Raw genomic sequence first — 13,643 nt, forward strand, 5'->3', positions numbered from 1 at the left:
TATGCTAAACATACAAAATGCAGAAAAATCATTCATAACAAAAACGATTAAAACACAGGTATTTAATCACCTGAACCTCGCTGTGGAGCAAGGTGAATTTGTATCTATTATGGGGCCATCAGGATCGGGTAAATCGACTCTGCTCAACATTATAGGCATGTTTGACTCACTTGATAGTGGCTCACTTACCTTAGCAGGAAAGGATGTCGTACCCTTAAGTTACTCACAACGAATTATAGTAAGGCGTAAGTTGATAGGTTATATTTTTCAGTCCTTTAATCTTATTCCACATTTATCAATATTCGATAATATTGAGTTACCACTGAAGTATCGTCATGTTGCAAAAAAAGAACGTATTGAACTCGTTAATCGGATTTTAAACCTTTTTGCTATCGAGAATCGTAGAGATCATAAACCAATGCAATTATCGGGTGGTCAGCAACAACGAGTCGCTATTGCCCGTGCCATGGTATCCAATCCAACATTATTGCTAGCTGATGAACCAACCGGTAATTTGGACAGTAAAAACACCCGAAATGTACTTGAACAATTAAGCAGAATAAATCAGACCGGAACCACCATAATAATGGTTACACACTCAGATGAGGCCGCCACATATGGTAATAGAGTAATAACCATGAGAGATGGAAAATTAATTTAAAAATAGGAGCCTAACATGCGTGATATAATACCCATCGTAAACATAGATAGCGTTAATATTAGAGACATAAATATTAGAAAACTGGAGGAATTAACCTCGTGTGAATATAAAACATTATCGGCCTATCTCATCGGGAAGATTCCTGCCAGCCAATTATTGGATGGCGATGAGTTAACTCTATTCAATAAAGAGTTAACTCATCCAATGGAGGTAAAAGCAATAAATGCAGATAAACTCGTGATTGTCCTGAAGGCCACACGGTTATGCAACCTTCGTTGTACCTATTGTCACTCTTGGGCCGAAGGCCCTAACCAAAGCATTTCATTCGATATACTAATACGTGCGGTACATAAAATCCTCTCCATTCCGAATGTAAATAGATTCGAGTTTGTATGGCATGGTGGAGAAGTGACATTGCTTAAGCCACTGTTTTTCAAAAAACTTATCTGGTTACAGCAGCAATTTAAACGCCCTGAGAAATATATCACCAATACCATGCAGCCAAATATAGTGAATCTTTCTGAGGAGTGGTTAACCTTTATCAAGGGCATAGGAATGAACGTTGGGATCAGTCTTGATGGCGTACCTGCGGTTAATGATAAGCGGCGAGTGGACTACCGGGGAAAAGGAACATCTGAACGGGTAGCCATGGGAATAAAAAACTACAGCATTACAATATACTATACGGTGCACTTATCGTTGTCGATCGGGAAGTATATCAAACAGATATGAGAGAGATGTTGAATTACTTTATTTCAATAGATTTAACTGGCATTGAATTTCTTAATATTGTTCCAGATAATCGTCTAGCTGCGGGTGAATATATTGGAAATAATTTTATCAGTTATGCTGAGTTCATCAAATTCCTATCAGATTTATTTATTATTTGGTTCAAAGATTATCGTAGAAAAATACATATTACTATTTTCGAAGATTTCATCAAGGCATTAAAATATCCTAATGAAAAACTCTCTGCCTGTTATTGGTCCGGCAATTGCTCACAAGAAATCATCACATTAGAACCTAATGGTGATATCTCTCCCTGTGACAAATATAGAGGTGACGCCAATAGTATTTATGGTTCTATACTGAATATTGATTTAGCCGACCTGCTTGCTAACTCATCACATAATCAGCAGGCGGTAAGCGAAGAAATAGAGGCAACTAAAAAAATGCACTACTGTAAGTGGTTTTCTATCTGTCATGGCGGTTGCCCCCATGATCGGGTTATTAATCGCAGACATACCAAGGAATATAATGATACATGCTGTGGTACCGGGAAATTATTAGCTACCATTGAGGAGTATTTAGCAACCACCGGCTAAAGCCACATTGGTATATGGCTTTAGCAATTAATGTAGCTTTCGCGTTATAAATCAACCTCTTGCCCTTTGCGGTGCAAGCGCAATGAAACCAGGAAGGTGACGAAGCACATTGCGGAAACGTACCAAAAGAAGCTGTTTTCCATATCAAAAGATTTGAGAGACAGTGCAACATATTCAGCGCTACCGCCAAACATGGCATTTGCTACCGCATAAGACAGACCAACCCCTAATGCCCTGACTTCCGGTGGGAACATTTCCGCTTTCAGTAACCCACCAATAGAAGTATAGAAGCTGAGAATAATCAGAGCGGTAACAATCAGCATAAAAGCGATATAAGGACTGGTTACCCCTTTCAACGCATGGAGAATCGGCACTGTCAGTAACATAGACAACAAACCGAAAGTCAGCATAGACGTTCGCCGGCTTATACGATCTGAGAGCGCACCAAATAATGGCTGAATCAGCATGAAAATAAACAGCGCCGCAGTCATTACCAGGCTGGCTGTTTTCACATCCATTCCCGCCGTATTGACCAGATATTTTTGCATATAAGTGGTATAAGTATAAAAAGAGAGTGAACCGCCAGCAGTAAAACCTAGCACCATAATAAATGCACGACGATTCTTCCATAGCCCTTTCAGGCTGCCCGCATCTTTCTTATTGCGTGTTTTTTCATCTGACGTTTCATTCAGTGAACGGCGTAAATAGAGTGCAACTACTGCCAGTAATGCGCCGAGAACAAAGGGAATTCGCCAGCCCCAACTGTGAAGCACTTCAGATGACAGGGTTTGCTGAAGCAAAACTAATACCAGTAACGCCAGCAACTGGCCGCCAATCAAGGTGACATACTGAAAAGAGGCATAAAACCCTTTGCGCCCTTTCACTGCCACTTCACTCATATAAGTCGCGCTGGTACCGTACTCACCACCAACAGATAATCCTTGGAATAAGCGGGCAACCAGTAGCAAAACCGGTGCCAGGCTGCCTATTGAAGCATAGGTTGGCAGGCAAGCAATCATCAGTGACCCGGCACACATCATATAGACTGAAATTAACATGGATAACTTGCGACCATGCTTATCCGCAATATAACCAAACAGCCACCCACCAATAGGCCGCATCAGAAAGCCGGCAGCAAAAACCCCCGCGGTTTGCACTAATTGAGTCGTCGGATTATCGCTTGGGAAGAATAACGGAGCAAAATAGAGCGCGCAGAAAGAGTAAATATAGAAATCGAACCATTCAACTAAATTACCAGAAGAAGCCCCTACTATAGCTCGTATCCGTTGCCGGGTATCCGCACTCTCCGTCAGACGTACTGATGTCGCCTTACCCTTTGCCGCAGTAGTATCTAATGATGTTGTTTCAGTCATATTGATGCGTCTGCCATATTATTAAACTTCCATGCTGATATGAGCTCAGAGCCAAGACATCGCAGACACCGAACTCTCATTTACATATTGCCTATTGCTAGATTGTTATATATTGGTGGCAATATCGTTTCAATGGGAGTTATAGACTGGGCAGTAGTTTAGGAATAACCTCAAATGAACCTGTGAGGCATAACAGATAAATATGTCGCCCTAACTGTTCAGTGAGAATATTTTTGTGAGAGCAATAGCAAAATTGATAATTAATAAATAAGACAACGATAGGTGACCTGCGTAACTATGCCACTGGCAACTTATCGCTGTACGCATTATAGACTAAAAAGCAGAGCCAGGTTGCAACAGGAAAGCCTGCTCTTCCGCGCTAGAGACTCGCCCGAGAATAAGATTTCGGTGTGGATAACGGCCAAAGCGATCAATAATCGCTTTATGGCGTAATTCATAATCCAACTGAATATCATTACCTAATTCAGTATAGAGTTCTAACGCCTGTTGATGAATTAATGCCGATTCTGAGTGCATAAAAGGTAGGTAAAGAAAACCGCGCTGAGTATCCGATAATTGCCCCGCCTGCCCACGGCTGATGGCTTCCTGCGCTAATACCAGTGCCATCCCGTCACAGGAAAAAGAAGCCGGTAAATCGCGGAATAAATTACGGCTGAATTGATCCAGAATCAATATCTCTGCCAGGCGCCCTTCAATATTTTGCCGCCAACTGGCTAACTCCCCTTTCGATGCAGCCTGCCAAACCGGGCCAAAACGCTGGCGCAGAAGGGTGTCAAAATCCTCATCTTTTTTGAACCACAACGTAGAGTCCATCTCACTAAACCAGAACTTCAGAATTGTTTGATAATCCATGTCAGCCCCCTATTTTGTCTGAATAATGTTAATACCAATGCAAAAGGATAACACTTATCAAGATAACATCAGTCTGTGGCTGGTTTGGCACGCCCATCCATTCACCCACCAGGTAATCTCTGCCATAATGCCATACTTATTTGAATGACAGCCCCGCACCCACGACACCTTTTACTGCGGTGCCCCAGACCTCGGAGTCCAGCATGGATCACTGTAATACCTCGGATTTACTCTCTCTGGAACAAGCACTGAGCAAAATGCTGTCACAGGTCACACCATTACAAGCAACCGAAGTGGTCGCATTAACGCAAGCTGCGAGCCGTATCACCGCCTGCGCAATTACCTCCCCGATTGCCGTGCCTCCTTTTGCTAACTCCGCGATGGATGGCTATGCTATTCGCTGTAATGAGCTTAGCAGTGGAATGCCATTACCGGTGGCGGGAAAAGCCTTTGCCGGTGCGCCGTTTAAAGATGCATGGCCAGCCAATAGCTGTATTCGAATAATGACCGGTGCTCCAATTCCTCCTGGGGCCGATGCCGTTATCATGCAAGAGCAAGCCGTTATTAGTGAGCAGGGTGTTACCTTTAATGGTAATGCGCGTATCGGGCAAAATATCCGGCTGGCAGGTGAGGATATCGAACAAAATGCAGCCGTTTTCCCCGCAGGCGTTAAATTAGGTGCCGCGCAACTCCCGCTGTTAGCATCATTGGGGATTGCTGAAGTCAGCGTATTCCGCGCTCTAAAAGTAGCCATTTTCTCAACCGGTGATGAGTTACAGCCGGTCGGTCAACCGCTAGCTGAGGGGCAGATTTACGACACTAATCGTTTTGCTGTCAGATTGATGCTGCAACAGTTAGGCTGCCAAATTATTGATTTAGGTGTTATCCATGATGATCAAGACGCACTGCGCCACGCTTTTCAGCAAGCAGATGCCACAGCAGACCTGGTCATCAGTAGCGGTGGTGTGTCAGTCGGTGAAGCGGATTACACCAAACAGATGTTGGAAGAGCTAGGCGATATCGCTTTTTGGAAATTAGCCATCAAACCCGGTAAACCCTTTGCTTTTGGCAAACTGGATAATGCCTGGTTCTGTGGCTTACCGGGTAATCCGGTGTCTGCCGCGCTGACGTTCTATCAATTGGTGCAACCTCTGGTGGCAAAACTCTCAGGTCACTCACAATGGCAGCCACCGTTGCGCCTGAAAGCCAAAACCACCACCGCCTTGAAGAAATCGCCGGGACGTTTAGATTTTCAGCGCGGAATTTTCTCTACCACCCCACAAGGTGAATTGGAAGTACGCACCACCGGCCATCAGGGTTCTCACGTATTTAGCTCATTTAGTCAGGGAAATTGTTTTATCGTCCTTGAACGTGAACGCGGTTCAGTCGCTGTTGGCGAACCGGTTGAAATAGAACTGTTTAATGGCTTATTGAGTTAATAAATTGCTGGGAGACAGATATGTTGCCTGAACTTTCCGATGCTGAAACCCTGCGTTACAATCGGCAAATTGTCCTGCGCGGTTTCGATTTTGACGGGCAAGAAAAACTCAAAGCAGCCAGAGTATTGATCGTAGGCTTAGGCGGCCTTGGCTGTGCGGCAGCGCAATATCTGGCTGCCGCAGGCGTGGGCCACCTTACGCTACTGGATTTTGATACCGTTTCTCTTTCTAACTTACAACGGCAAATTCTGCATCACGATGACCGTATCGGGCTGCCAAAAGTCGCTTCAGCGGCACTAGCACTAGCAGAAATCAATCCCCACCTGACACTCAATACCCTTGATTCTCAGTTAGATGACGAGAAACTCTCCGCCGTTATCGCAGAACACCAGGCCGTGTTGGATTGTACCGACAATGTTATCAGCCGCGAGCAACTCAACCGCCTTTGCTATGCACAGCAAAAGCCACTGGTTTCCGGTGCAGCAATCCGCATGGAGGGGCAAGTGAGTGTGTTTACTTATCAGGAAAATCAGCCCTGTTATCGCTGCCTGAGCCGGTTATTTGGCAGCAATGCCTTAACCTGTGTTGAAGCTGGTGTTATGGCCCCACTGGTTGGGATTATTGGTAATTTACAAGCGATGGAAGCGATAAAACTGCTGGCGAACTATGGTCAGGTAATCGCTGGCGGCTTGTTGATGTATGACGCCATGACCGCTGAATTTCGTAGCCTGAAGCTGGCAAAAGATCCCCAGTGTGAAGTTTGCAGCAACAGTAAGGTTGCGGACATACCTATTTTATAGCACCGAGACAACTGGGCCGGGCCGCGTTCTGGCAGCTGGCATCACCACGGCCCACTCGGTATATTCTCGGCTCATCAACGTTGTTATCGCTCTGCGGGAGGCTAATAGCCTCCCTTATTTTTTGGATTCCGACATTTTAAGGCTTATCTATTACTTCTCTTTCTTAAGGAATAAGGGCGTAAGTCATACCAACAATCCTTATTTTCCATTAATTACCATTACCTTTTTCGACTTTTCTTTGTTCCGTCTTAGTCAAATAGTGAGTTAATAATTGATGTACTAATATGTTTTCCTCGTAAATTATTTTCTTAACTTAATTCAATCTTCATTTATTCATGGTGGAGTTGAATGCTATCCGGAGTTAGCTTTATGTTGCCCCCTGTTTTACGTACTACACCTATTGCTTTGAGCCTATTATTGGCACTGGGCTTCTCTTCCACATTATCCGCCGCCGTTGCAGATATTCCGACCAACATGTCAATTCAGCAAACTGAAATTGCAAATAGCAATAGTACATCTGAAGCATCGAGACAAATTCATCTGACTCAAAAGGGTTCTCCGTATTACTTTAATACACAACAAAAGCGTCAATTCCTTACACATCCAACGCAATCCAGCGGTTTTTGGGCAAGTAAAGGTGACAACCTGCGGATTGAGTACCAACATCAGGGGGAAGATATTGATACGTTGCCTGAGCTGTGGATTGTGCCGGTTAATAAAGGTCAGCAAAAGGACTTTGATCGTCAGGTCGTTAAACTACAGCAAGGCATCAATGAGATTGAGGTTCAGAATACTGGCCCCATTTATTTTACAGCAACGAATCAACCCGGTAGCAGTGAGATTACAGTTAATCTGCTAGAGGGCGGCAAGCCAATGCCTCGCTTTATTCTGGATGAAAATACTGTTGAAGACTGGCGGCAACAGTTGGCACAATTTGGTGATGCTCCTTTTGCCGAACTGGTGGGCAAACGCATGATTCTCACCATGCCGCTCGAAGATATGCGTGATAAAGCGAGCGATCCTAAAGGTGTATTAGTGTTGTGGGATCGTATTGTCGACCTCGCAGAAAAACAGTTCGGCCTCAGTAACGAGAGGGCTTTCCCCCATAGTGCAACGCCTTTCCAATACCAGTTTGTCAGCAAGCCAGATAGTACGGGCGGCTATATGTCAGCATCCAATTACTGGCTGGGTTCCAACACTGGCGGTATTGCAGAAGTCATTAATCCCCAAAAATTACAAAGTGATGGCTGGGGACCGTGGCATGAATTGGGCCACCATTATCAAATGCCAGCATGGACTTTTGATAATGATACTGAAACCACGGTAAACCTGACCTCTTTGTATGTTCAGCGAGCGCTGGGAGAGACCTCACGTCTTGAAGCTGAATCACGCTGGGATGCTATCACCGCCTTTTTAAATGAAAGAAGCAAAAGCTATGAGGATGGCGACGGATTTGTCCGTTTGGGTATGTTTTGGCAACTGGATTTAGCATTCGGCAAGGACTTCTACCAACGCCTTGGTGATCGTTATCGCACACTTCCGCCAGCAGAATGGCCAAAGAATAACGATGAGAAAAAACAGCGTTTCCTGCTCGAAACCAGCCGAGTTTCTGGTATTAATCTGAAAGCCTTTTTCCATAAATGGGGAATAAAACCGACAAAAGAAACCAGCGCCCAATTAAAGGCAATGAATTTATCTGATTTAAGGACACCTATTTGGGAAAATAGAGACAGTAATGTTGTCCATAGTTACCCGTTAACCCAGCAAAATATTACCGGCGATGTACGAGTGCCTGACACAGTCAATGCGGGGGATATATTCAGCGTATCTGTAGAGGTGACGAATCGCAATGTATCAGCCTTGACCTACCAATGGGATATTCCAAAGGGCATTGACGTTATTGCGGATAATGGCAAAGAAATTACCCTGCGAGCACCACGTAACGTATTACAAAATGCCATGCTGTCCATTCCGGTTACTGTAACGGATAGCAATAATATGGCTATGAGACTGGCCAGTTCGACGCAATTGAAAACCAATGGTGAAAATAGTTCGCCCCGCGAAGCCTACAATGAACTGATCAAACAGCGCTACCAAGTAGGGGGCGATTTTAATCACTGGAGTGAAGCATCCCGTCAAGGTATCACAGGTACATTCTATCTATACGATAATCACTACACTGGTACTCGAGATTATTTCCGTTTAAAAACAAAATCATATTGGTATTTCCCTAGTAATCAAACCAGCAATTCATATTGGGAATACTTGGAAAGTTACGATGGCACTCAATATCTAAGCGGTGAAATTATTGAGGAAGCCACGCCAGAAACGGTAGAAAAACCAGTGCAGTGCAGTGTACCATCCTGGCAGCAGAAAGTTTATAACGGACCAACTACTATCAGTAAAGACGGGCGTGTTTACACCAACAAGTGGTGGGTATCCGCCGCAACCGTACCAGGTGATGCCGCAGTAACTGACACCACCAGTAACGGCACCGATGGGAGTAAGGTTTGGAAAGACGATGGAATATGCGATACCACGCTTGAAGATGAGCTGAAAATCCAGTCAAAACCTGTCGCTGCGCAACAGTGTAGCGCGCCATCCTGGCAGCAGAAAGTCTATAGCGGCCCGACGACAGTCAGTAAAGATGGGCGAGTTTATATCAACAAGTGGTGGGTCTCTGCTGAGACTATACCCGGTGATAACGCAGTAACCGACACCACAGGCAACGGCACCGGCTGGAATAAGGTCTGGGAGGATAAAGGAGCCTGCTAAGTAAGGCTGAGAAGACATAACAGATAAAGGCAGGGGGAAACCCTGCCTTTAAAAAACTGAGCTGATGCTATCGATGCATCAGCTTTTTATTAAAAATCAATTCAATCAACAACTCATCCGTTTATTACGACTGAATACCCTGGCTACGCAGGTAATCTTCATAATTACCGGTAAAGTCGACTAACTTGTTTGGTGTCATTTCAATCACTCGGGTTGCCAAGGAACTGACAAACTCACGGTCATGGGAAACGAAGATCAACGTGCCTTCGTACATTTCCAATGCCATGTTAAGAGCTTCAATCGATTCCATATCCAAATGGTTGGTTGGCTCATCCATTACCATAATGTTAGGGCGCTGCATCATCAGCTTACCAAACAACATCCGGCCTTTCTCACCACCAGAAAGTACTTTAACTTTCTTCTTGATATCATCCTGGCTAAACAGCAAACGGCCCAGCACACTGCGCACAGCCTGCTCGTCGTCTTTTTCCTGTTTCCACTGGCTCATCCAGTCAAATACTGTCAGGTCAATTTCAAAATCGCTGGCGTGATCCTGCGCGTAGTAACCGATCTTACTGTTTTCAGACCATTTCACGGTGCCAGAATCCGGCTCGTAATCCCCTACCAGAGTTTTCAGCAAAGTCGATTTACCGATACCATTTGGCCCGAGGATAGCCACTTTCTCACCCACTTCCAGGCGCAGATCCAGTTTTTTAAACAGCGGGCCGCTATCAAAACCTTTGGTCAATAGTTCAACTTCCAGCGCATTACGGAATAGTTTTTTATCCTGATCAAAACGGATAAACGGGTTCTGACGGCTGGACGCTTTCACTTCATCAAGCTGAATTTTATCAATCTGACGGGCGCGTGAAGTCGCCTGCTTGGATTTAGAGGCGTTAGCACTAAAGCGGCTGACGAAAGATTGCAATTCTGAGATCTGGGCTTTTTTCTTCGCGTTATCAGACAGCAGACGATCACGCGCTTGAGTCGCTGCCGTCATGTATTCGTCATAGTTACCCGGATAAACACGCAATTCGCCATAATCCAGATCCGCCATATGCGTACACACCATATTGAGGAAGTGACGGTCATGGGAAATAATGATCATGGTGCTGTTACGTTCATTCAGCACTTGCTCCAACCAGCGGATAGTATCGATATCCAGGTTGTTGGTTGGTTCGTCGAGTAATAAAATTTCCGGGTCTGAGAACAGGGCCTGCGCCAACAATACACGCAATTTAAAGCCAGGAGCGATTTCGCTCATCAAACCATAGTGTTGTTCAACCGGAATACCGACACCGAGCAGCAATTCACCAGCACGGGCTTCTGCGCTGTACCCATCCATTTCACCGTAGGCAACTTCCAGATCAGCCACTTTATAGCCGTCGGCTTCGCTCATTTCAGCCATCGCGTAGATGCGGTCGCGCTCTTCTTTCACTTCCCACAGTTCGCCGTGACCCATAATAACGGTATCCAGCACTGTGTTGTTTTCAAAGGCGAATTGGTCCTGACGTAACTTACCCAGACGCTCATTCGGATCGAGGAATACGTTACCGCCGCTTGGCACCAGGTCACCACCAAGGATTTTCATGAAGGTGGATTTACCACAACCATTAGCGCCGATCAGGCCATAGCGATTACCGCCACCGAATTTTACTGAAATGTTTTCAAACAGCGGCTTGCTGCCGAATTGCATGGTGATATTGTTAGTACTTAGCACAGCGCTCGCTCTCGATTGGATTACTGAATAGGGATATTCAAGAATATTAGAAAATGTGATTCGGCGCGCATTATGCCACAAGATGGCGAGAGTATCGCCCTCAGTTTTGCACGAAATCTCACCAAGCGGGTAAATACCGGGGCTAGTGGCTATTAAGGTAATGCCAGATACCGATAAAAGGGGCGATATAGCCCCTCAAGTTGATAACGTTATCTGTGTTATCACTGCGCAATACAGTGCAGTGCGCTGCATTTATCCAATAGGAAAGGCCGCAGATAACCCACGGTATTCGACATCGGTAATACCTCTTCACTGAGACAAATATTTAATACGTTACGGATATAGTCGCGCCGCTGTTGAATCCGTTGCCATACTTCGGGGTACTCAGTGGCCAGTTGGTGGCGAAGCTGTTGATCAGCTAATGCAATACCATCCTCGGCACTCACCCCCGCATAACCTTTCACCGAGGGAATAATATCGATTTGGAATATCATCCCGCTGTTAATCTTCTCTTCGGAGCCACTGTAGATAGGCGAACATAGCCACTCTTCATCCGCCACCAAATGGCCTGGATTTAACGACCAATGGTATTGCGATTTTGGGAATACAGACTCAACCAACGCATACATCTCTTTGCCAGACATACCGATTCGGATATTTTCCAGCCAGGCCACGACGGCAGTGTAATAAGGTATCGCGACTTTATCGAGGTAATCCTTTTCCGCTGCTGGCAGCTCCTCTGCCTGATGGACTGCATAGCCGGTTCTACTGCTTAAACCACCTTTAAACCCAGTCGTCAGTGATATTTTATCGCCCTGTTGCACAACCTTATCGCCAGGATACAAATTAGCCTGCTCAAAACGATTACCGGTGGCCGCAATCATGACAACACTATTGGGTTGTCCTTCTCCCGCCAAATAACTGCCAAGCTGTTTTTCTGTTTTGCCAATATCTACTGCGGCCAAGGCATTGAGGATACAATTGGAGGCTAAATTGGCTCCGTATTCATAATGTGCCAGTTCATTGGCATTATTGGTCATTCTGGCAGCGTTGTCGCAACCAATAAATACGTTTGTCGCATTAATAACCGCTGTTGTGGGTAAAACGGCCTGCTTGACAGCATCCAAAATAAAATTAGGGATATCAAATAGTTGATCGTTATCCTCTAACTTACTGGTAAATAGTTTCCAACCTGCCACACCCACTTTATTAGCTTGCCCAATACCTGTTTCTGCTAATAATTCTGGCAAGGTTTTGCTATTTTCCATCGGTTGGTTAGGCAGGGAAAAATAGGGCACATGAATCGCAGTATTATTGATCCTTGCATGTTGAGACAATTTTAAATTTTCATTACCCAACAATAAATAGACGGCCCCTGAAACATGCAGCACCATTACGGCCTCTTCGAATCGGGGGATAAATCCAGTTAGATACTCAAAATTACCACCATGCTCTTTATCGGCATAAACCAATAGGTAATCGATATCGTCACGGAGCATATTATTGATTATTTTTTCTTTGCGAAAAGAGATGGTTTTATCACTCAGTGGAACACAGCAAGCAGTATTAAAACCCATTGGTGCCACAACCGAGTTCAGTGTTACACGGCGTTTAGCTATCATCTTTTCCATAATAATTATTTCCCTGGTTAATCAGTTTAAAGCCACTTGGCATCACGGGTAAAAGAGATTGTTAGCCAGCGATGAGGCCCAGACTCACCAATTTCTTTAGCGATTTCATCACGTATCTTGTCGAAATAACTCACGCCACGGGTCTCCATTTCCGGTGAAATAACCACATGAATCTCTATAAATAATCCTCGCCCCATACGGGTGGCATAGTGGGAATAATCGATAAATTTATATTTTGCCATTAACCGCTCCATTAGCGTTTCAATGGCATTATCCAGTCTATCCGGCGTCATCTGTAACACTTCGCGCACAGCTGCAATCACCGTTTTAATCGGAACAGGTATTAATATCAGTGTTAATAACGCCAGAACACTAGGATCGGTATAAACAATCAGGTGTTCATACCGGGTGCCCTCCAAACTCCAGGAGATCAGAAATGCCACCAATAAGGCTGCGCTGATGCAGGCTGACATCAACCAGCTTTTGGTATCCAGTGCAATCAACTCAGATTTAACCCGCTTATTTAAACGACGTTGCTTTAAAAAGAGAGTGAAACAGAAAATACTGACCACTAATGCATACACAATAGCCCAGCCCAACTCCAGTTCGCGCCCCCCCTCAAAAATACCTTTGATCGCATTAACAAATGCGTAAAGGCAGAGAAAGGCCAGCAAACTGCCGTTGAAAGCCAATACTAACGGCTCAACATGCCAGAAACCATATTGAAAACGCCGGCTGTGAGGCTGCCCGAGTAATCGTGAAACCAGCAGAGATAAACTGCACATTCCAGCATCCAGTGCAGAGAACATTCCATCGAAAATAATCGACATTGAGCCACATACGATACCGAAGACTATCCCCATTGATGCAATAAATAGCGTACAAAAAATTGAACGCTTTAGGATTTTCTGCTCAAGCTTGGTGTCATGCAGCATGGGTGGAACCGACTCACTGAGTATCGTCATGATTACACCTATTTTTATTACAACCCATTGTTTTTAATTATAATCCACCTTGGCAAGTGAATCGCAATTAGAACAGTGAAG

Annotated in this window: 9 protein-coding genes and 1 pseudogene; 5 read left to right on the forward strand and 5 right to left on the reverse strand. The window is 44.8% G+C overall.

Going from position 1 to position 13,643, the window contains the following annotated elements:
* Position 1 precedes the first annotated feature (1 nt).
* Together darD and darE are read left to right on the forward strand one after the other, a co-directional pair.
* Positions 2 to 661: a darobactin export ABC transporter ATP-binding protein gene (gene darD, locus YALDO0001_RS01925; RefSeq protein WP_004699446.1), complete on the forward strand. Its 660-nt coding sequence runs from the start codon at positions 2 to 4 to the stop codon at positions 659 to 661.
* A gap of 15 nt (positions 662 to 676) precedes the next feature.
* Positions 677 to 1,986, forward strand: a pseudogene (gene darE / locus YALDO0001_RS21030) (darobactin maturation radical SAM/SPASM protein DarE).
* Between the two features lie 44 nt (positions 1,987 to 2,030).
* On the opposite strand, the gene YALDO0001_RS01935 reads toward darE, so the two are convergent.
* Together YALDO0001_RS01935 and YALDO0001_RS01940 are read right to left on the reverse strand one after the other, a co-directional pair.
* Positions 2,031 to 3,359: an MFS family transporter gene (locus YALDO0001_RS01935; RefSeq protein ID WP_004699449.1), complete on the reverse strand. Its 1,329-nt coding sequence runs from the start codon at positions 3,357 to 3,359 to the stop codon at positions 2,031 to 2,033.
* 333 nt (positions 3,360 to 3,692) lie between these two features.
* A complete protein-coding gene (locus tag YALDO0001_RS01940; RefSeq protein ID WP_004699450.1) occupies positions 3,693 to 4,232 on the reverse strand; it encodes a DUF924 family protein in 540 nt (179 codons plus the stop codon).
* 203 nt (positions 4,233 to 4,435) lie between these two features.
* Between YALDO0001_RS01940 and moeA the strand changes: the two genes are divergently transcribed.
* The 3 genes from moeA (at position 4,436) to YALDO0001_RS01955 (ending at position 9,246) form a co-directional block, all read left to right on the forward strand.
* A complete protein-coding gene (gene moeA, locus YALDO0001_RS01945) occupies positions 4,436 to 5,671 on the forward strand; it encodes a molybdopterin molybdotransferase MoeA (protein ID WP_004699452.1) in 1,236 nt (411 codons plus the stop codon).
* Between the two features lie 20 nt (positions 5,672 to 5,691).
* Positions 5,692 to 6,471: a molybdopterin-synthase adenylyltransferase MoeB gene (gene moeB, locus YALDO0001_RS01950; protein WP_004699453.1), complete on the forward strand. Its 780-nt coding sequence runs from the start codon at positions 5,692 to 5,694 to the stop codon at positions 6,469 to 6,471.
* A gap of 369 nt (positions 6,472 to 6,840) precedes the next feature.
* The gene (locus YALDO0001_RS01955; protein WP_004699454.1) at positions 6,841 to 9,246 is read left to right on the forward strand and encodes a M60 family metallopeptidase; all 2,406 of its coding nucleotides are present in this window, start codon (positions 6,841 to 6,843) and stop codon (positions 9,244 to 9,246) included.
* A 124-nt stretch (positions 9,247 to 9,370) separates the two neighbouring features.
* Here the strand turns inward: YALDO0001_RS01955 and YALDO0001_RS01960 are convergent, their stop codons facing one another.
* The 3 genes from YALDO0001_RS01960 to YALDO0001_RS01970 all read right to left on the reverse strand — a co-directional run bounded on the left by YALDO0001_RS01960 (position 9,371) and on the right by YALDO0001_RS01970 (position 13,562).
* Positions 9,371 to 10,966, reverse strand: coding sequence for an ABC-F family ATPase (locus YALDO0001_RS01960; protein WP_071986367.1), 1,596 nt, complete (start codon positions 10,964 to 10,966; stop codon positions 9,371 to 9,373).
* 221 nt (positions 10,967 to 11,187) lie between these two features.
* A complete protein-coding gene (locus YALDO0001_RS01965; protein ID WP_231585773.1) occupies positions 11,188 to 12,543 on the reverse strand; it encodes a M24 family metallopeptidase in 1,356 nt (451 codons plus the stop codon).
* 80 nt (positions 12,544 to 12,623) lie between these two features.
* Positions 12,624 to 13,562, reverse strand: a complete 939-nt coding sequence (locus YALDO0001_RS01970) for a cation diffusion facilitator family transporter (protein WP_004699457.1) — start codon at positions 13,560 to 13,562, stop codon at positions 12,624 to 12,626.
* Positions 13,563 to 13,643 lie beyond the last annotated feature (81 nt).

Source organism: Yersinia aldovae ATCC 35236, assembly GCF_000173735.1.
GTDB classification, from domain to species: domain Bacteria; phylum Pseudomonadota; class Gammaproteobacteria; order Enterobacterales; family Enterobacteriaceae; genus Yersinia; species Yersinia aldovae.